This is a genomic window from Pseudomonas putida, assembly GCF_002906855.1.
Taxonomy (GTDB): Bacteria; Pseudomonadota; Gammaproteobacteria; order Pseudomonadales; family Pseudomonadaceae; genus Aquipseudomonas; species Aquipseudomonas putida_N.
This window is the reverse complement of sequence record NZ_MINI01000048.1, coordinates 839,006-857,431: the sequence shown is the minus strand read 5'-3', so window position 1 is coordinate 857,431 and position 18,426 is coordinate 839,006. Positions and strand designations below refer to the sequence as shown.

Sequence of the window (18,426 nt, the reverse complement as noted above, 5' to 3'; positions counted from 1 at the left end):
AGCGGCGCCCCGCCTGGCAGCTAAAACACCAGGCGGGGTGCATCCTGAATGAAAAGGGGTGTATGATGAGGCAGCCGGGAAATTTCCCGGCTTTTTTGCGTCTGCAAGGTTGATTGGCAAAGCGCCAGTTGACGGTTTGGTCAGGTCGCAAGGCAATTTGAGGGTATCGGGTACGGTGGCTGCGCTGGGATCAGTGCTGCCCGCTGCTGTGCGCGATACCGGCTTTACTGACGGCTCGCCAGCTGGCAAGCCGCCCGGACCAGAGGGGAAATGGCGTAATGGCAACGGTAGACCGCTGGCTGCTGCCAGATGGCATCGAGGAAGTACTGCCACCTGAGGCTGCGCGCATCGAGATCGCGCGCCGCCAGGTGTTGGACCTGTTCCAGAGTTGGGGCTACGAGCTGGTCGTCACCCCGCATATCGAGTACCTGGAGTCGCTGCTCACCGGCGCCGGCCAGGACCTGGATCAGCGCACCTTCAAGGTGGTCGACCCGCAGTCGGGCCGCCTGATGGGCTTCCGCGCCGACTTCACCCCACAGGTGGCGCGCATCGACGCCCATACCCTGCGCCGTGAAGGCCCGAGCCGCCTGTGCTACGCCGGCAGCGTGCTGCACGCCCAGCCGCGAGCCCTGTCCACCTCGCGCAGCCCGATTCAGCTGGGTGCCGAGCTGTACGGCGACGCAAGCCCGACCAGCGATGTCGAAGTCATCAGTCTGATGCTCGCCACGCTGCAGCTGACCGACGTTGCCGACGTGCACATGGATCTCGGCCACGTCGGTATCTACCGCGGCCTGGCCCGTGCCGCTGGCCTGTCGGGTGCGGTCGAGCAGCAGCTGTTCGACGCCCTGCAGCGCAAGTCGGTCGATGAGGTGCAGGCACTGACTGCCGACCTGCCGAAGGACCTGGGCAACATGCTGCGCGCCCTGGTCGAGCTGTGCGGTGGCCGTGAAGTGCTGGCCGAGGCCCGTGTGCGCCTGGGCCGTGCCCCGGCCAGCGTACTGGCGGCGCTCGATGACCTGCTGGCGATCGCCGATCGCCTGGCGTCGCGCTATCCGGACCTGCCGCTGTACTTCGACCTCGGCGAGCTGCGCGGCTACAACTATCACACCGGCGTGGTGTTCGCCGTGTTCGTTCCGGGCGAAGGTCAATCGATCGCCCAGGGCGGCCGCTATGACGACATCGGCGCCGACTTTGGCCGGGCACGCCCGGCTACAGGTTTCTCCACGGATTTGAAGACCCTGGTCACACTGGGGCGAGCGGAGGTCGTATTGCCAACTGGCGGCATCTGGATGCCGGACAGTGGCGACGCGGCCCTCTGGCAGCAGGTCTGCCAGTTGCGCAACGAGGGCCAGCGTGTGGTCCAGGCTTTGCCTGGCCAGCCGTTGAGTGCTGCTCTCGAGGCGGATTGTGATCGGCAATTGATTCAGCAAGACGGGCGCTGGCAGGTTCTGCCGCTGGCCCAGTGAGTTTCTGCGTCGGCAGTAGGCCGGCAACCAAGTTTGCGTGAATGAGGACCAATGTAATGGGTAAGAATGTCGTCGTCCTGGGCACCCAGTGGGGTGATGAGGGCAAAGGCAAGATCGTCGATCTGCTGACCGAACATGCTGCCGCCGTAGTGCGCTACCAAGGTGGCCACAACGCGGGCCACACCCTGGTGATCAACGGTGAGAAAACCGTTCTGCACCTGATTCCCTCGGGCATCCTGCGTGAAGGCGTGCAGTGCCTGATCGGCAACGGCGTGGTCGTTGCCCCAGACGCCCTGATGCGTGAAATCACCAAGCTGGAAGAGAAGGGTGTACCGGTGCGCGAGCGCCTGCGTATCTCCCCGGCGGCGCCGCTGATCCTGTCGTACCACGTGGCCCTGGACCAGGCACGTGAAAAAGCCCGTGGCGAAGCCAAGATCGGCACCACTGGCCGTGGCATCGGCCCAGCGTACGAAGACAAGGTTGCACGCCGCGGCCTGCGCGTCGGCGACCTGTTCCACCGCGAGCGTTTCGCCGCCAAGCTGGGTGAGCTGCTGGACTATCACAACTTCCAGCTGGTGAACTACTACAAAGAGCCGGCCATCGACTTCCAGCAGACCTTGGACGAGTGCATGGCCTACGCCGAACAGCTCAAGCCGATGATGCTCGACGTGACCGCCGAGCTGCACAACCTGCGTCGCGCTGGCAAGGACATCATGTTCGAAGGCGCCCAGGGCTCGCTGCTGGACATCGACCACGGTACCTACCCGTACGTCACCAGCTCCAACACCACCGCTGGCGGCATCTCCACCGGTTCCGGCGTTGGCCCGATGTACCTGGACTACATCCTGGGCATCACCAAGGCCTACACCACTCGCGTTGGTTCCGGTCCGTTCCCGACCGAACTGTTCGACGAGACCGGTGCCACCTTGGCCAAGCGTGGCCACGAGTTCGGTTCGACCACTGGCCGTGCCCGCCGTTGCGGGTGGTTCGATGCCGTCATCCTGCGTCGCGCCATCGACGTCAACAGCATCTCGGGCATCTGCCTGACCAAGCTGGACGTTTTGGACGGCCTGGAAACCATCAACATCTGCGTTGGCTACAAGAACGAGAACGGTGCCGTCATCGACGCGCCTTCCGATGCCGACAGCTACATCGGCCTGGAGCCGGTGTACGAAGAGATGCCAGGCTGGAGCGAATCGACCCTGGGCGTGAAAACCCTGGAAGAGCTGCCGCAAGCTGCACGTGACTACATCAAGCGTATCGAAGAGCTGGTAGGCGCGCCGATCGATATCATTTCGACCGGCCCGGACCGCAACGAGACCATCGTCCTGCGTCACCCGTTCGCCTGATCTGCCCTCCAGGCTGATCTGACGCCGTGGTCCTGCAAAGGATCGCGGCGTTTTCATTTGTGGCGCGGGCCTGGCGACATTGCTAGACCTTGGCGCTTATCCCTGCTGTGTACGGCACAACCCTTGCTGTAAGAAGTTTCTGTAGATGCCATCAAAATAGTGGCGCCAGAAAACACGAGGGTTACACCGTGTCTGCCATCCTTTCACTGTTACGAAGCCGCCTCTTGCGGCCTGTGTTTGTTGCCCTTGGTATCGCCCTTTTGGTGCAAGTGCTGGTTGCCGTTGCGCTGACCCGCAGCACCGTAACGGCCTTGGAGGCCGACCTGGGCGAGCGTTTGGGTAAAGACAGCCGTCAGCTCGCCGACGAGCTGGAGCAGGCCGGGCAGGACGTGCGCGGGGGGCTTGAGAGCCTTTCCAGCAGCACCCGCCAGCGCCTGAGCGCGGGCCTTTCCACGCGCTTGCAGGACGAACAGCAGCAGCTGCGCGCCACCCTGGAGAAAAATCTCAAGGACTCGGCCAACGACATGGCCGAGCTGCTGGCCTCGGTCGCCCCGCGGGCGATCTGGGATAACGATGTACCGATGCTCTCCGACTTCGCCCGTCGGGCCCAGCGCAACCCCAACGTGCTGTTCGTGATCTATGACGATGCCCAGGGCCAGCATCTGACCCGCTACTTGAACCGGCAGAACCCGATCAACCAGGCTTTGATCGAGAAGGGCCAGGGCGAGCGGGCGCTGGACAAGGTGCTCGACGCCGCGCGTCGCGATCCTTCGGTGTATTTCGTCGAAGCGCCGATCAACCCCAATGGTGCCGAGATCGGCAAAGTCCTGATGGGGGTTTCCACGGCCGGCGTTGACCAGGAACTCAAGGCCCTCGACCAGCGCTTCAATGCCCTGATCGCCAGCGGTGAGCAACTGGTCGGCGACAGCCTGGGCGCCGCGGCCGCCGACAGTGGCAAGGCCCTGCGCGAACGCCTGGAAACCGCACAGGCCAGCGCTACCGCGATGCAGGCCAACACCGCACAGACCGTGCGCGATGCGGCTGCCGAGCTGCGCTGGCGGATTGGCCTGGGCCTAGTGGTGGTTGGTCTGGGTGTGCTGCTGGTGGTGGCCGTGGTGCTAGGCCGCCGGGTGCTCAGCAAGCTGCGCCTGCTGATCGCCGCGCTCAATGATCTGGCCGCTGGCGAAGGCGACTTGACCAAGCGCGTGACCCTCGACAGCCGCGACGAGATCGGCGACATGGCGTCAGCGGTCAATCGCTTTGTCGACAAACTGCAGCCCATCGTCCGCGAGGCCGGCGAGGTGGCCCAGCGTACCGGGGTCGAGATCGGCACCATGGCCAAGCGCAACGCCGGTGCCGATGCTGCAGCGGCGTTGCAGCGTGACGAAGTAGCCGCCAGCTTGCGCGACCTGTCGAGCATGGCTGACGAGGCCCAGGCCGAAAGCCATGCCATGCAGGCGGCGTTGCAGCAGGTAGTGGACATTCGCCAGGCAACCGACGAGAACAGCCGTTCCTCGACGCAACTGGCGAGCCTGATCGAGAACCTGGCCGGGCAGGTGGAGACCGGCTCGCAGGTGATCGAGCGCCTGGCCAAGCAGAGCGAACAGATCGAGGTGGTGCTGACCGTCATCCATGGCATTGCCGAACAGACCAACCTGCTGGCGCTCAACGCCGCAATCGAAGCCGCACGCGCTGGCGAGACTGGCCGTGGGTTTGCCGTAGTGGCCGATGAGGTACGGGCGCTGGCGAGCAAGACCCAGAGCTCTACCGGCGACATTCAGGCGCACATTGCCGCGCTGCAGAAAGGTGCCAAGGAAGCGGTGGCGACCATCGGTCAAGCTGGGCTCAAGGCCAGCGAAGGGTTGTTAGTATTGCGGGACAATGAGCGTCGCCAGCAATCGGTGCAGGCTGCGGTGGAGCAGGTGCACGCGGCTATCGGCCTGGCTACTCGCGCTGCCGAGCAGCAAGCACACGGCGCGCAGGCGGTACGGGGACGCGTGGAGAACATTCATGCCCAGGCCGAACGCTCGGCCGAGGTGGTGATGCAAACCACGGCCAGCAGCAAGGTGCTGGATGATCTGGCGGCGCAGTTGCGCGCCAGCTTGGGCCAGTTCCGGGCGTAAGTTGGGGCAATGGCCTTGCCCAATTGCTGAACCATGGCGCGGACCCTGTGGGCGCGGGCTTGCCCGCGAACACGGGCGAAGCCCGTGCCATCCAGCTTGCGCTGTTGTTATGCTGTGAGCGACACATGACAAGGGAGTTGCTCATGTCCGCCCAGTTGGTCGCCGCCCAGGCCGACCTCGATTTTCTCCACAGTGACAGCATACAGCTCGCTGCCCCGTTGACCGCCCTGCAGGCATACTGTGCCATGACCTCGGACGTCCCTGGCTGGCTGGCCTGGGCCTTCCGCATTCGTGACTTCATCTCGCGTCGTTTCAATGTCGCCGATATCCATGGCTTCTCACCCCGCGATCCAGGGTATGTGCCGGCCGTCGGCGAGCATCTGGACTTCTTCACCGTCGAGGCCATCAGCGACCAGCAACTGGTGCTGACGTCGCGTGATACGCACTTGGCGGTGATGGTCTGCATGGATGTGGACGGGCAGCGCTTGAAAGTGACCACGTCAGTGCGGTGTTTCAACGCCTTTGGCCGGCTATACATGCTGCCGGTTGGCAAGGTACATGGCCTGATCGTGCGCCGGATGTTGGCGAATTTGTAGGCATCGCTGAGTTAGGGGGTGAAACACTTATTTACGTGATCAAGCCTGTATCTTCGTCAAAGTCGTAGGAAATTTCCCAAATGGTTAGCGCTAGAGTGTTTGCCGTTGCAGCGCTGGGCACAGGGAGCTAGTGTCGATTGGACCTGAAGGCACTCGGCGAACTTCGCCGCTTACTTCAGGAACGACCTCAGAGCGGCGATGTCGGAACACCGTCGTTATCAGCCCAATCTTTACCAAGGAGAGGTAAGCATGGCTTTCGATGCTTATATTCAAATCGCGGAAATCACTGGCGAAGCACTGGATGAGCAGTACGCCAACTGGATTGAAATCATAGGCTACAAGTTCGGTGCAAACCAGAGTACCTCTGCCACCGCAAGCTCAGCGGGCGGCGCATCATCAGGGCGCACCGCACTCACCAACTTTACCTTCACCAAATACCTGGACAGTGCAAGCTGCAAGCTGCTGGAGGCTAGCTGTGCCGGGCAGCACCTGAAGGAGGTGAAGCTCGTGCTCTGTCGTGCTGGTGGCGATAAGCTCAAGTACTACGAAGTCGTCCTCGAGGAAGTGATCATCGCCGACTATGCCCAGAGCGCCAGCGCTGGGGTGCCAGTGGAAGTCGTGCAGCTTAACTACGGACGCATCAAGACGACCTACACGCGGCAGAAACGCCTTGACGGCAGTGCCGGCGGCAACGTCACGGGCGGTTGGGACCGCATCAACAACAAGAAGTATGCGTGAGGTGCGACCATGTCCGAGGCGCGCAGCTTCATTAATCCGCAAGCGCAGTCGTATGAGTCGCTGAAGGTCGATACGCCCATGAACGCGAATCAGCGGGCCAAGTTTGATGTGTTGAATGCGCATGTCGTCAACACTGTTGTTTTCCCTGGTGAGCTGATAATCATGGGTGACCCAAGCACGCCGTCCTGTACTGCTCATGAGGCATTTCTCATGGGTAAGGCGTTGGGTATACACCTCGACATCGAATTGAGCGGCGGTGACTTTGACGGGTTCCTTCTGGAGAATTTTGAGTTGCTGCAGAGCTTGCTGTCTCGTGCTTCCATCGGCGCTGGTACAGCTAGTGACGCTTGGAGCAAGCATCTTGAAGCTATCAAGAAAACGTTAGAGGAAATAGAACAGCTACACCGGAATTACTTGCATCAAGGCACGTTGAAAGCTCGTAATGAATTCTATTCGAAGCGTACAGCGCTGTTTTTGAAGTTGGAGGCCCAGCTAGATAGTATGGCTGCGTATGGGTCAGGGTTACGCAATCGGGGCAAAATCAAGCATGCGCTGGATATATCTACCAAAAGATTTCTTCACGGTGGTGAGATTAAAGGCTATGCAGCAAAAATATCTGGCGTGGCTAAGGCGGCTAATTGGGTAAAAAAAGGTACGTATTTAGGCATGGCACTTGATGTGGCGTCAACCGAACTGTCAATTCGTAACGCGTGCGTGCTTGGACGGGAGGAGGAGTGTAGAGAGGCCAAGTATGTGGAGAGGAGTTCGCTCGTTGGTGGCTTGGGGCTGGGAGGAGTTGGTGGATATGTCGGGGGCGTCTTGGGGCCAATCGCATGTGTTGCTGTAGGTATACCCACCGGTGGAACGGCAACTTTCGCATGTGCGGTATTGGGGGGAGCGGCTGGAGGTATTGCTGGCGGTGGGTTTGGTGAGATTTTGGGAGAAAGAGTGGGGGAGATTTTGTATGAGGCAGTGCGATGAGTAACTTGCACCTCGCAGTGCTTGGTGTGTTTGTAATTATTTCGCCTTTTCTGATGTTTGGTGTGTGGATATTCGTTGCGCATCGATATCTGGATCGTATCGAATCAATCCTGTCTAATAGCCGAATGGTGGCTGTGAACAGAGAAATATATTCTCATGCTGGGCTGCTAGGGAAAGTCATGCGGCTAGGGTCAATTTCCGCAATGCTATCTATGAAATATTTTAGCGTTCGGAAGGGGCTATTGGATAGCAATGATATTGCAAAGGCTCCCGCCGACTTGCAGAGGCTGTTAGTGCGCTTGTGGGCTGTACAAATTTTTCTGATTGCACTGATTGTTCTGTTTTTTGTTTGGATAGAGTACTTGCGGTGAGCTCGTGTGTGTCGTTCGAAAATCCAGGCTGCTCGCCAGCCTGGATTCGGTCTCAAGCCTTGTTCAAATACATCCGCGTAGTCAGCAAATACACCGGCAACCCCGACACCACAATCAACAGCGCCGCATAAGGCGCTGCCGCCGCAAACTCGACGTTGGCGGTATGCGCCCAGACCTCGGTGGCCAGGGTGGTCATGCCAGTCGGGCTGAGCAGCAGGGTAGCGGTAAGCTCCTTCATGGCATCAAGGAACACCAGCGCAAACGCCGCCGCCAGCGCCGGGAAGATGATCGGCAAGGTCACCCGGCAAAACGCTGCAAAGCTGCTGGCGCCCAAAGTGCGGGCTGCTTCTTCGAGTGTCGGCGAAGCCTTGTTCAACGCGGTACGCACCGGCGCCTGGGCCAGCGGCAGGAACAGCAGCGCATAGGCCAGCAGCAACAGCGCGGTGGTCTGGTACAGCGCCGGCACGTAGTGCAGCGAGAACACCACCAGGGTCAGCGCAATTACCAGGCCGGGCAGGGCGTGCAGCAGGTACGGCAGGCGCTCGGCCCAGATCGCCAGGCGGCCTTTGTAGCGCACTACCAGGAAGCTGACCGGCAGCGCCAGCAGCACACAGAAGCCTGCGCCACCCAGCGACACCGACAGCGAAGTCAGCAATGCCTTGCTGATCGCCGCCACCGGGAAGGCGGCCGACGAACCCACGCTCAGCCAGTAACCCAGCATGGCCAGCGGGATGCCGCTGCCGAGAATCGCCAGGCCCAGGCAGAACAATTGCGCCAACGGCATCCAGCCACGCAGCCGTACCGGCTGCCCGCGACGTGCCACGCCCTGACCGATGCGCACGTGGCGGGCCTTGCCGCGCACGCGCAGTTCCAGCCACAGCATCAGCAGGCACATCGCCAACAGTACCGCCGACAGCATGGCGGCGTTGGCGTTGCTGAATTCCAGTTCGAACTGCTGGTAGATCGCCGTGGTGAAGGTCTGCAGGCCGAGGATCGATAGCGCGCCGAACTCGACCAGCATGTGCAGGGCGATCAGCAAAGCACCGCCCAGCATCGACGGCCAGAGCAGCGGCAGGGTGATCTTGCGGAATACGCCCCAGCGGCTGTAGCCCAAGGTGCGCGCCGACTCTTCAAGCGAAGTGTCGAGGTTGCGCAGGGTCGCCGCCACCGGCAGGAACACCAGCGGGTACTTGGACAGTGCCATGACCAGGATCGCCCCGCCCAAGCCTTCGAAGTCCGAGCTCAGCGATACCCAGGTGAAGCTGCTGACAAACGACGGCACGGCGAACGGCAGGCACAGCACCACCCCCCATAGCCGGCGGCCGGGCAGGTTGCTGCGCTCGAGCAGCCAGGCCAGGGCCAGGCCGACCACCATACACGCCAGCGTCACCCCGGCCATCAGCATCAGGGTGTTGCGCATCAGCCCCCAGACGAATGGGCGCCAGAGCAGGTGCAGGGCTTCGCGCCAGCCAGCCTCCCAGGCTTTCATGGCGACGTACAGCAACGGCAGCAAGCTCATCGCCACCAGGAACAGCACAGGCAGCAGCACCCAGATCGAGGGGCGCTTGCGGCGCGGTACGAAACGTACCTGCGCAGGCGTGGACAGGGCGGCGGTCATCAGAGCAGGCCGACCTCGCGTTCAAGCTCGATGGCTTCCTCGGCATTGCCCAGGTCGGCTGGCGATATCTTCGGCGGGCGCAGTTCGTCGAACGGCTTCAGGCCACGGTCGGAGACCATGCCCTTGTGCAGCGGGTACTCGGCGGTGGTCTGGGTGATCACGCGCTGGCCTTCTTCGCTGGCCATCCAGTTGAGCAGGGCCTGGGCCTCCTTTGGATGCTTGCTGGCCTTGACCGCAGCGGCACCGGAGATGGTCACCAGGTTGCCGGCGTCGCCGTCGGCCATGTAATACAGCTTGGAGTCGAGCTTGCCGCGCTCGCGCTCCAGTGCATACCAGTAGTAGTTGTTGACCAGCACGGCGGCGACTTCACCTTTTTCCACGGCCTTGAGGGCGACCATGTTGTTGGTGTAGGTCTTGCCGAAGGCTTTCAGGCCGGTCAGCCATTCTTCGGTGGCTTCACGCCCGTGCATCTTCAGGATGGCCACGGCCTGTTCCTGGAAGGCGCCGCTGGTAGGTACGTAGCCGACGCGGCCTTCCCACTCTGGATTGGCGAAATCCATGACGGTGGTCGGCAGGTCTTTCTCGTCGACTTTCTTCGGGTTGTACACCACCACGCGGGTGCGGGCGGTCACGCCCATCCAGGTGCCGTTGGCACCCACGTATTCCTTGGGCAGCATGTTCAGCGTGGCGTCATCGATCTTCGCCAGCAGTCCCAGCTCGCCGAGGTTGTTCAGCGGCGGGGATTCTTCGGTATAGATGATGTCGGCCGGCGAGCGGTCGCCCTCCTCGATGATCTGGCTGGCCAGCTGGTTGCTGCTGCCCTTGCGGATATTGATGTGGATACCGGTCTTGGCCTCGTAGGCCTTGGCGATGGCTTCGCCGATTTCCTTGTGCTGGCCGTTGTACATGGTCAGCGTGACCGGTTCGTCTGCCAAGGCGGCCGGAGCGCCGATCACCAGGCTCAGAACTGCGGCGGCCAGGGTGCGCATCAGCGGTTGCGGGCGAATCGTCATGCGGGTACTTCCTCGCTTACGGCTACATATTCGGAAACAATGGTAAACGAAATCGTTTCTCAAGTGGCCGGGTGACGAGAAATTCATCGGCAGACAAACGTGTAATGCCGGAGGCTGCGCGGGGAGGAGGGAGGGGGTGCAAAAATTGCAGGCAAGAAAAAACCCACTAGCAAGCTAGTGGGTTTTTGTATGGTGCCCAGGAGAAGACTCGAACTTCCACGACCGTTAAGTCACTGATACCTGAAACCAGCGCGTCTACCAATTCCGCCACCTGGGCAAAGCTTTACATCATCTGGAGAAGGCGACTATCGTTCGCTTTCACACAGTAGTAACAGATCCTTGGTCATCTGTTACTTGAAAATATTTGGTGCCCAGGAGAAGACTCGAACTTCCACGACCTTGCGGTCACTGATACCTGAAACCAGCGCGTCTACCAATTCCGCCACCTGGGCACACATTCGAGATAAAAGATGCTTTACAGCGCCGCTCATCTCTACTACAACTTCGGGCTTGTCCGTCGTTGTGGTGCGCACTATACGGACGGTCCGGGGGGCTGTAAACCCCCCAAGCGAAAAAAATTTCAAAAAATTCAACTTGTTGATTCCGAAGGCCTATTGCCCCTCTCTATACACAGCAGCGGGGGCTGTCCAAGGCTGACATTTCCGGTTTCAATACGCACATGCCAGAATTCCTATCTATATATCCCAAGGTGAACCCCTTCTGATGGCCGATTGGCAATCCCTCGATCCCGAGGCCGCTCGCGAAGCGGAAAAATACGACAACCCCATTCCCAGCCGTGAGCTGATCCTGCAGCGCCTCGCCGACCGTGGCGAACCGGCCGCGCGCGAGGAGCTGGCGGCAGAGTTCGGTCTTCATGAAGAAGACCAGATCGAAGCCCTGCGCCGCCGCCTGCGCGCCATGGAACGTGACGGCCAGCTTATCTATACCCGGCGCGGCACTTATGCCCCGGTAGACAAGCTGGACCTGATCTGTGGTCGTGTCTCCGGCCACCGTGACGGTTTCGGCTTCCTTATCCCCGATGACGGCAGCGAAGACCTGTTCCTCAGCCCGTCGCAGATGCGCCTGGTGTTCGACGGCGACCGTGGCCTGGCCCGCGTCTCGGGCGTTGACCGTCGTGGCCGCCGCGAAGGCGTGCTGGTCGAAGTCATCTCCCGCGCCCATGAAAGCGTGGTCGGCCGCTACTTCGAAGAAGGCGGCATCGGCTACGTGACCCCGGACAACCCGAAGATCCAGCAGGAAGTGCTGGTGACCGCCGGGCGTAACGGTGGTGCCAAGATCGGCCAGTTCGTCGAGATCAAGATCACCCACTGGCCTACCCCGCGCTTCCAGCCGCAGGGCGATGTGGTCGAGGTGATCGGCAACTACATGGCGCCGGGCATGGAAATCGACGTTGCCCTGCGCAGCTACGACATTCCGCATGTCTGGCCCAACGATGTAGTCAAGGAAGCGCGCAAGTTCCGCTCCGAAGTCGAAGAGAAGGACAAAGAGAAGCGCATCGACCTGCGCCACCTTCCGTTCGTCACTATCGACGGCGAGGACGCCCGGGACTTCGATGACGCCGTCTACTGCGAACCGCTGGGCAAGCTGCGCATGTTCTCGGGTGGCTGGCGCCTGTATGTGGCAATCGCCGACGTCTCCAGCTACGTACGCCTGGGCTCGGCCCTGGACAACGAAGCTCAGCAGCGCGGTAACTCGGTGTACTTCCCCGAGCGCGTGGTGCCGATGCTCCCCGAAGAGCTGTCCAACGGCCTGTGCTCGCTGAACCCGCATGTTGATCGCCTGGCCATGGTCTGTGAAATGACCATGAACAAAGCTGGCCAGATGGTCGACTACCAGTTCTACGAAGGCGTTATCCACTCCCACGCCCGCCTGACCTACAACAAGGTCAGCAGCATGCTCGAACATGCCCGCACCCGTGAGGGCAAGGCGCTGCGCGAAGAGTACAAGGAGGTCCTGCCGGACCTGAAGAACTTGTACAACCTGTACAAGGTGCTGCTGGATGCCCGTCACGCCCGGGGGGCCATCGACTTCGAGACCCAGGAAACCCGCATCATCTTCGGTGACGAGCGCAAGATCGCGGAAATCCGCCCGACCGTGCGCAACGATGCCCACAAGCTGATCGAAGAATGCATGCTGGCAGCCAACGTCGCTACCGCCGCGTTCCTGCAGAAGCACGAAGTGCCAGCCCTTTACCGCGTGCACGACGGTCCACCGCCGGAGCGCCTGGAAAAACTGCGCGCCTTCCTCGGCGAGCTGGGCCTGACCCTGCACAAGGGCAAGGACCCGTCGCCGAAGGACTACCAGGCCCTGCTGGCGAGCATCGCCGGGCGACCGGACTTCCACCTGATCCAGACCGTGATGCTGCGCTCGCTGAGCCAGGCGGTGTACAGCACCGACAACAACGGCCACTTCGGCTTGAACTACGAGGCGTACACCCACTTCACCTCGCCGATCCGCCGTTACCCGGATCTGCTGGTACACCGCGCCATCCGCAGCATCATCCGTTCCAAGGTCGATACCCCGCACGTCAAGCGTGCGGGCGCCATGAGTATCCCCAAGGCGCGTATCTACCCGTATGACGTGAACGCCCTCGAGCAGCTCGGCGAGCAGTGCTCGATGACCGAGCGCCGTGCCGACGAAGCGACCCGTGACGTGGTCAACTGGCTCAAGTGCGAATTCATGAAGGATCGCGTGGGCGAGACCTTCCCGGGTGTGATCACTGCGGTCACCGGTTTCGGCCTGTTCGTCGAACTGACCGACATCTATGTGGAAGGCCTGGTGCACGTCAGTGCGCTGCCGGGCGACTACTACCACTTCGACCCGGTGCACCACCGCCTTTCGGGCGAGCGTACCGGGCGCAGCTTCCGCCTGGGCGACACCATCGAGGTCAAGGTCATGCGCGTCGACCTCGACGAGCGCAAGATCGACTTCGAAGTCTCCGAGCAGCAGCTCAATGCGCCGATTGGCCGCAAAGGGCGTGGTGTTGCCTCGCCAGCAGCCGAAAAGTCCGAGAAGTCCGAGCCAGCGGTCGAAGCCAAGGCCACGCCTAAGCCGCGCAGCCGCAAGAGCGAGACTGCCGAAGCGTACTTCCCGAAAGACGCCGTGCAGCGCAACGCCGAAGTGCGCAAGAGCCGTGAAATGAAAAAGGCGCTGATGAGCGAGGCGCGCACCAGCGGCCACCCCAGCAGCAAGTCGGACAAGGGCGGCAAGTCGTCCGGCAAACCGACCAAGCACCGTAAAGGCCCGCCGAAGTCCGGCGCGCCACGCAAGAGCAAGAACAAGTCATGAGTCAGCTGGAAAAGATCTACGGCGTGCACGCCGTGCAGGCACTGCTGCAGCACCATCCGAAGCGGGTCAAGCAGATCTGGCTGTCGGAAGGGCGCAGCGAGCCGCGCATCCAGGCGTTGCTGGAACTGGCCGCGGAAAACCGCGTGCCGGTTGGCCAAGCCGAGCGCCGTGAGCTGGATGCCTGGGTCGAAGGCGTGCACCAGGGCGTGGTCGCCGAGGTGAGCCCGAGCCAGGTGTGGGGCGAGTTGATGCTCGAGGAGCTGCTCGAGCGCAGCGAAACCCCGCCGCTGATCCTGGTGCTGGACGGCGTGACCGACCCGCACAACCTTGGCGCTTGCCTGCGCACCGCCGATGCGGCTGGCGCCACGGCGGTGATCGTGCCCAAGGACAAGTCGGCTACCCTGACGCCGGTAGTGCGCAAGGTGGCCTGCGGTGCGGCGGAGGTGATTCCGCTAGTGGCCGTGACCAACCTGGCGCGCACGCTGGAGAAACTGCAGCAGCGCGGCCTGTGGGTGGTGGGTACCGCTGGCGAGGCTGAACAGGAGATCTACCAGCAGGACCTGACCGGCCCGCTGGTGATGATCATGGGCGCGGAAGGCAAGGGCATGCGCCGACTGACCCGCGAGCATTGCGATTTCCTGGTGAAGTTGCCGATGAGCGGTAGCGTCAGCAGCCTGAACGTGTCGGTGGCGACGGGCGTGTGTCTGTTCGAGGCCGTGCGGCAGCGTCAGGCCAAGCGTTGATCGCGTAAGCTTCACCGGCCCTTTCGCGGGACAAGCCCGCTCCTACAGGGATCGTGAACTGCGCCCCTGATGTTGGACAAAAAATCCAACCTCAGGGGCGTTTTACGTGAGCAAGCACACCAAGCAGTTCAAACTTTCAGCCATCCATGCCTTTCTGATCGAATCAAGATGGGGCTGGGCGGCCTGACTCCCGTGGCATACAGGAGTCAGGCTGCAGCAGCCTAATCACAGACTGTCCAACAAATGGGGCGCAGTTCAATCGTGTAGGAGCGGGCTTGTCCCGCGAAAGGGTCGGTAGCCTGCGAATATGTTTCCGGCTGTTCAAATAATCACCAATCACCTTGCTTGTACGTCCCGCCTTCTCTACAATTGCGCCCCTTGCCGAGCTGGCAGGCGCCTATGTGCCTCCCCTCCGTGCAAGACATACAGTGTCATTCACTCCTTGTCTGACCAGATACGCTGGCAGACTACTAACCCGTAAGGAGCATTCATGCGTCATTACGAAATCATCTTCCTGGTTCACCCGGACCAGAGCGAGCAAGTCGGCGGCATGGTTGAGCGTTACACCAAGCTGATCGAAGAAGATGGCGGCAAGATCCACCGCCTGGAAGACTGGGGCCGTCGTCAACTGGCCTACGCAATCAACAATGTTCACAAGGCTCACTACGTGATGCTGAACGTTGAGTGCACCGGCAAGGCCCTGGCCGAGCTGGAAGACAACTTCCGCTACAACGATGCCGTTATCCGTAACCTCGTCATTCGTCGCGACGAAGCCGTAACCGGCCAGTCCGAGATGCTGAAGGCTGAAGAAAACCGCAGCGAGCGCCGTGAGCGTCGTGAGCGTCCTGAGCATGCTGAATCCGCCGACGGCGACGACAGCAATGACAGCGACTCCAGCGATAACGCTGACGAGTAATCCACGGACCTTTAGAGGAGCCTATTAAATGGCACGTTTCTTCCGTCGTCGTAAATTCTGCCGCTTCACTGCTGAAGACGTGAAAGAGATCGACTTCAAAGATCTCAACACCCTGAAAGCTTACGTATCCGAAACCGGCAAGATCGTTCCAAGCCGTATCACCGGTACCAAAGCTCGTTATCAGCGTCAGCTGGCTACCGCTATCAAGCGCGCCCGCTTCCTGGCCCTGCTGCCCTACACCGACAGCCACGGCCGCTGAGACCGGGTCGTCGACAAGCAGTAAGGGATTAGCATGCGAGCGTTAGCAAGTTTCATCATGCGCGGTCGTGTGCAGGCCACCCTGGTGGTGGTCATCAGCGCGGTACTGCCGCTGCTGTTCTGGTTGAGTGCCGCTGCCGGCAGCCTTGTGCTGCTGCGGCGTGGGTTCAAGGATGCTTCAACGGTCATCGCCGGCGGCCTGCTGGCCGGGCTGGCCGTGTGGTTCATGGGCGATCCGATCACCTTCCTGGTGATTGCCGGTGCCCTGGGCCTGGCCGCGCTGTTGCGCGCCGAGCATCCCTGGAGCCGTGTGCTGGTCGCCAGTGCCGTGTTCGCCGTGGTTTTCAGCCTCGTGCTCGACATGGCCCTGGCGCAGACCTTCGATGTGCTGGCCAAGGCGTTTGCCGAAGCCATGCCGAAAATCGAAGGCGAGCCGGTGCTCTCCGGTGAGCTGATCCGCCCTGTGCTGGTCGCTTCCACAGCAGTGACGGTGCAATTGTTCAGCGTGTTGGCCTTGGTGCTGGCGCGTTATTGGCAGGCAGCGTTGTACAACCCTGGAGGCTTCGGTCGCGAGTTTCGCGAACTGAGGTTGCCGAAACAGACCATGGCGGTCTTGGTGGCAGTGATGGTGGTGGCTCCGTTTATCGGGTCGCAGTTCATCATCCTGGCATCGGCGTCGAGCCTGGTACTGGTGCTGGCTGGCATCGCCTTGATGCACGGCCTTGTGGCACAGGGGCGACTGGCCGGTTTCTGGCTGGTGGGCATGTACGTGACGTTGCCGCTGATCATGCAGCTGATCTACCCGTTGCTGATGGTCCTGGCCATTGTCGACAGCCTGATTGATTTTCGCGGTCGCAAGTCCCCTCCGGGGAAAGACTCCGCGAACGGTGAAGGTTAAAAGTTAAGAGGTTTTACCAAATGGAACTGATCCTGCTGGAAAAAGTCGCTAACCTGGGCAACCTGGGCGACAAAGTTAAAGTTAAGGCTGGTTACGGCCGTAACTTCCTGCTGCCATTCGGCAAGGCCACCGTCGCCAACGCCGCCAACCTGGCTGCGTTCGAAGAGCGTCGCGCCGAGCTGGAAAAAGCAGCTGCTGACCGTAAAGCTTCGGCTGAAAGCCGTGCTGCCCAACTGGCCGAGCTGGAAGTGACCATCACTGCCACCGCTGGCGACGAAGGCAAGCTGTTCGGTTCGATCGGCACCCACGACATCGCTGACGCCCTGACCGCCTCCGGCGTTGAAGTGGCTAAAGCTGAAGTTCGTCTGCCGAACGGCACCATCCGTCAGGTTGGCGAATACGACGTAGCCGTGCACCTGCACAGCGACGTTGAAGCCACCGTACGTGTGGTCGTCGTAGCTGCTTAAGCTGCGCTGACTGGTGGTCCCTCACGGGATAGCCGGTTAACATCGGGCACGGTCCTGTTCATTCAGGCCGTGCCCTTTGTCTTTTTCATCCTCAAGAATTCTTTCGTGGCCATGAACGAGATCACCAACTCCGAACAGCTCGACCTGCAAACCGCTGCCCTGAAGGTGCCGCCGCATTCCATTGAGGCCGAACAGGCCGTGCTCGGTGGCCTGATGCTGGACAACAATGCCTGGGAGCGGGTGCTGGACCAGGTGTCGGATGGCGATTTCTACCGGCATGACCACCGCCTGATCTTCCGTGCCGTGCACAAGTTGGCCGACGCCAACCAGCCATTCGACGTGGTGACCCTGCACGAGCAGCTGGACAAGGAAGGCGTCTCCTCGCAGGTCGGCGGCCTGGCTTACCTGGCCGAATTGGCCAAGAACACCCCGTCGGTGGCCAACATCAAGGCCTACGCCGCGATCATTCGCGAACGGGCCACGCTGCGCCAACTGATCAGCATCAGCACCGACATCGCCGACAACGCCTTCAATCCGCAAGGGCGTGGCGCTGCAGAAATCCTCGACGATGCCGAGCGGCAGATCTTCCAGATCGCCGAAGCGCGGCCGAAAACTGGCGGCCCGGTGGGCGTCAACGAACTGTTGACCATGGCCATCGACCGCATCGATACGCTGTTCAACTCCGACAGTGACATCACGGGCGTGTCCACTGGCTTCACCGACCTGGACGAGAAGACCAGCGGCCTGCAGGCGGCCGACCTGATCATCGTCGCCGGCCGTCCGTCGATGGGTAAGACCACTTTCGCCATGAACCTGGTGGAAAATGCCGTGCTGCGCAGCGAAAAGGCGGTGCTGGTGTTCTCCCTCGAGATGCCAGGTGAATCGCTGATCATGCGTATGCTTTCGTCGCTGGGGCGCATCGACCAGACCAAGGTGCGTTCAGGTCAGCTGGATGACGACGACTGGCCGCGCCTGACTTCGGCAGTCAACCTGCTCAACGACCGCAAGCTGTTCATCGACGATACCGCCGGCATCAGCCCTTCCGAAATGCGTGCGCGTACCCGCCGTCTGGCCCGTGAGCACGGAGAAATCGGCATGATCATGGTCGACTACCTGCAGCTGATGCAGATTCCAGGTTCGGCCGGTGACAACCGGACCAACGAGATTTCCGAAATCTCCCGTTCCCTCAAGGCCCTGGCCAAGGAATTCAACTGCCCGGTAATCGCCCTGTCGCAGCTGAACCGCTCCCTGGAACAGCGGCCGAACAAACGCCCGGTGAACTCCGACTTGCGTGAATCCGGTGCAATCGAGCAGGACGCCGACGTGATCATGTTCGTGTACCGCGACGAGGTGTACCACCCCGAGACCGAGCACAAGGGCGTGGCCGAAATCATCATCGGTAAACAGCGTAACGGCCCCATCGGTTTCGTGCGCCTGGCGTTCATCGGCAAGTACACCCGCTTCGAGAATCTCGCGCCGGGCATGTACAACTTCGACGACGACGAATAAGCCACTGGCCTCACATGAATCCGACAACCACCGTCGGATTTGATCAAAATTTGTGCTATATTCCGCGCCCG

General features: G+C 61.2%; 15 protein-coding genes, 2 tRNA genes and 2 pseudogenes. 15 read left to right on the top strand and 4 right to left on the bottom strand.

Annotated features, from left to right (window positions below; all coding sequences use genetic code 11):
- Positions 1 to 278: 278 nt before the first annotated feature.
- The 8 genes and pseudogenes from BGP85_RS26730 to BGP85_RS26700 all read left to right on the top strand — a co-directional run bounded on the left by BGP85_RS26730 (position 279) and on the right by BGP85_RS26700 (position 7,624).
- Positions 279 to 1,466, top strand: coding sequence for an ATP phosphoribosyltransferase regulatory subunit (locus BGP85_RS26730; protein WP_103445891.1), 1,188 nt, complete (start codon positions 279 to 281; stop codon positions 1,464 to 1,466).
- Positions 1,467 to 1,522: 56 nt separating this feature from the next.
- Positions 1,523 to 2,815, top strand: a complete 1,293-nt coding sequence (locus BGP85_RS26725; protein WP_003249542.1) for an adenylosuccinate synthase — start codon at positions 1,523 to 1,525, stop codon at positions 2,813 to 2,815.
- A gap of 524 nt (positions 2,816 to 3,339) precedes the next feature.
- A pseudogene (locus BGP85_RS29745) lies at positions 3,340 to 4,032 on the top strand (methyl-accepting chemotaxis protein); the annotation flags it as partial.
- 390 nt (positions 4,033 to 4,422) lie between these two features.
- Positions 4,423 to 4,938, top strand: a pseudogene (locus tag BGP85_RS29850) (methyl-accepting chemotaxis protein); the annotation flags it as partial.
- Positions 4,939 to 5,081: 143 nt separating this feature from the next.
- Positions 5,082 to 5,534: a DUF2867 domain-containing protein gene (locus BGP85_RS26715; protein WP_103445889.1), complete on the top strand. Its 453-nt coding sequence runs from the start codon at positions 5,082 to 5,084 to the stop codon at positions 5,532 to 5,534.
- A 249-nt stretch (positions 5,535 to 5,783) separates the two neighbouring features.
- The gene (locus tag BGP85_RS26710; RefSeq protein ID WP_103445888.1) at positions 5,784 to 6,272 is read left to right on the top strand and encodes an Hcp family type VI secretion system effector; all 489 of its coding nucleotides are present in this window, start codon (positions 5,784 to 5,786) and stop codon (positions 6,270 to 6,272) included.
- A gap of 9 nt (positions 6,273 to 6,281) precedes the next feature.
- A complete protein-coding gene (locus BGP85_RS26705) occupies positions 6,282 to 7,253 on the top strand; it encodes a hypothetical protein (protein ID WP_103445887.1) in 972 nt (323 codons plus the stop codon).
- Positions 7,250 to 7,624: a hypothetical protein gene (locus BGP85_RS26700; protein ID WP_103445886.1), complete on the top strand. Its 375-nt coding sequence runs from the start codon at positions 7,250 to 7,252 to the stop codon at positions 7,622 to 7,624. The genes BGP85_RS26705 and BGP85_RS26700 overlap by 4 nt, the downstream gene beginning before the upstream one ends.
- Before the next feature lie 52 nt (positions 7,625 to 7,676).
- On the opposite strand, the gene BGP85_RS26695 is transcribed toward BGP85_RS26700, so the two are convergent.
- The 4 genes from BGP85_RS26695 to BGP85_RS26680 form a co-directional block, all read right to left on the bottom strand.
- Positions 7,677 to 9,242, bottom strand: a complete 1,566-nt coding sequence (locus BGP85_RS26695; RefSeq protein ID WP_103445885.1) for an ABC transporter permease — start codon at positions 9,240 to 9,242, stop codon at positions 7,677 to 7,679.
- A complete protein-coding gene (locus BGP85_RS26690) occupies positions 9,242 to 10,255 on the bottom strand; it encodes an extracellular solute-binding protein (RefSeq protein WP_103445884.1) in 1,014 nt (337 codons plus the stop codon). Before BGP85_RS26690 ends, BGP85_RS26695 begins: the two co-directional genes overlap by 1 nt.
- A 190-nt stretch (positions 10,256 to 10,445) precedes the next feature.
- A tRNA-Leu gene (locus tag BGP85_RS26685) sits at positions 10,446 to 10,532 on the bottom strand.
- Between the two features lie 88 nt (positions 10,533 to 10,620).
- A tRNA-Leu gene (locus BGP85_RS26680) sits at positions 10,621 to 10,707 on the bottom strand.
- 271 nt (positions 10,708 to 10,978) lie between these two features.
- Here BGP85_RS26680 and rnr point away from each other — a divergent pair.
- The 7 genes from rnr (at position 10,979) to dnaB (ending at position 18,355) form a co-directional block, all read left to right on the top strand.
- Positions 10,979 to 13,564: a ribonuclease R gene (gene rnr, locus BGP85_RS26675; protein WP_103445883.1), complete on the top strand. Its 2,586-nt coding sequence runs from the start codon at positions 10,979 to 10,981 to the stop codon at positions 13,562 to 13,564.
- Positions 13,561 to 14,307 carry a 23S rRNA (guanosine(2251)-2'-O)-methyltransferase RlmB gene (gene rlmB, locus BGP85_RS26670; protein WP_027920757.1) on the top strand — a complete coding sequence of 249 codons (747 nt, stop codon included), beginning with the start codon at positions 13,561 to 13,563 and terminating at the stop codon, positions 14,305 to 14,307. The genes rnr and rlmB overlap by 4 nt, the downstream gene beginning before the upstream one ends.
- Before the next feature lie 490 nt (positions 14,308 to 14,797).
- Positions 14,798 to 15,223: a 30S ribosomal protein S6 gene (rpsF, locus tag BGP85_RS26665; RefSeq protein ID WP_013974420.1), complete on the top strand. Its 426-nt coding sequence runs from the start codon at positions 14,798 to 14,800 to the stop codon at positions 15,221 to 15,223.
- Positions 15,224 to 15,251: 28 nt separating this feature from the next.
- Positions 15,252 to 15,482 carry a 30S ribosomal protein S18 gene (gene rpsR, locus BGP85_RS26660; RefSeq protein ID WP_003249563.1) on the top strand — a complete coding sequence of 77 codons (231 nt, stop codon included), beginning with the start codon at positions 15,252 to 15,254 and terminating at the stop codon, positions 15,480 to 15,482.
- A gap of 33 nt (positions 15,483 to 15,515) precedes the next feature.
- A complete protein-coding gene (locus BGP85_RS26655; protein ID WP_103445882.1) occupies positions 15,516 to 16,379 on the top strand; it encodes a hypothetical protein in 864 nt (287 codons plus the stop codon).
- Between the two features lie 20 nt (positions 16,380 to 16,399).
- Entirely contained in the window at positions 16,400 to 16,846 is a 447-nt protein-coding gene (gene rplI, locus BGP85_RS26650) for a 50S ribosomal protein L9 (protein ID WP_008101037.1), read from the top strand.
- Between the two features lie 111 nt (positions 16,847 to 16,957).
- Positions 16,958 to 18,355 (top strand): replicative DNA helicase, encoded by a 1,398-nt coding sequence (dnaB, locus tag BGP85_RS26645; RefSeq protein ID WP_103446235.1) that lies wholly within the window; start codon positions 16,958 to 16,960, stop codon positions 18,353 to 18,355.
- Positions 18,356 to 18,426 lie beyond the last annotated feature (71 nt).

Bases quoted from the DNA above. Each gene is read 5' to 3' on its own strand.
- BGP85_RS26655 (WP_103445882.1), top strand. From the start codon at position 15,516: ATGCGAGCGTTAGCAAGTTTCATCATGCGCGGTCGTGTGCAGGCCACC.
- BGP85_RS26710 (WP_103445888.1), top strand. From the start codon at position 5,784: ATGGCTTTCGATGCTTATATTCAAATCGCGGAAATCACTGGCGAAGCA.
- BGP85_RS26730 (WP_103445891.1), top strand. From the start codon at position 279: ATGGCAACGGTAGACCGCTGGCTGCTGCCAGATGGCATCGAGGAAGTA.
- rlmB (WP_027920757.1), top strand. From the start codon at position 13,561: ATGAGTCAGCTGGAAAAGATCTACGGCGTGCACGCCGTGCAGGCACTG.
- BGP85_RS26695 (WP_103445885.1), bottom strand. From the start codon at position 9,242: ATGACCGCCGCCCTGTCCACGCCTGCGCAGGTACGTTTCGTACCGCGC.
- BGP85_RS26690 (WP_103445884.1), bottom strand. From the start codon at position 10,255: ATGACGATTCGCCCGCAACCGCTGATGCGCACCCTGGCCGCCGCAGTT.
- dnaB (WP_103446235.1), top strand. From the start codon at position 16,958: ATGAACGAGATCACCAACTCCGAACAGCTCGACCTGCAAACCGCTGCC.
- BGP85_RS26700 (WP_103445886.1), top strand. From the start codon at position 7,250: ATGAGTAACTTGCACCTCGCAGTGCTTGGTGTGTTTGTAATTATTTCG.
- BGP85_RS26725 (WP_003249542.1), top strand. From the start codon at position 1,523: ATGGGTAAGAATGTCGTCGTCCTGGGCACCCAGTGGGGTGATGAGGGC.
- rplI (WP_008101037.1), top strand. From the start codon at position 16,400: ATGGAACTGATCCTGCTGGAAAAAGTCGCTAACCTGGGCAACCTGGGC.
- rpsR (WP_003249563.1), top strand. From the start codon at position 15,252: ATGGCACGTTTCTTCCGTCGTCGTAAATTCTGCCGCTTCACTGCTGAA.
- rpsF (WP_013974420.1), top strand. From the start codon at position 14,798: ATGCGTCATTACGAAATCATCTTCCTGGTTCACCCGGACCAGAGCGAG.
- rnr (WP_103445883.1), top strand. From the start codon at position 10,979: ATGGCCGATTGGCAATCCCTCGATCCCGAGGCCGCTCGCGAAGCGGAA.
- BGP85_RS26705 (WP_103445887.1), top strand. From the start codon at position 6,282: ATGTCCGAGGCGCGCAGCTTCATTAATCCGCAAGCGCAGTCGTATGAG.
- BGP85_RS26715 (WP_103445889.1), top strand. From the start codon at position 5,082: ATGTCCGCCCAGTTGGTCGCCGCCCAGGCCGACCTCGATTTTCTCCAC.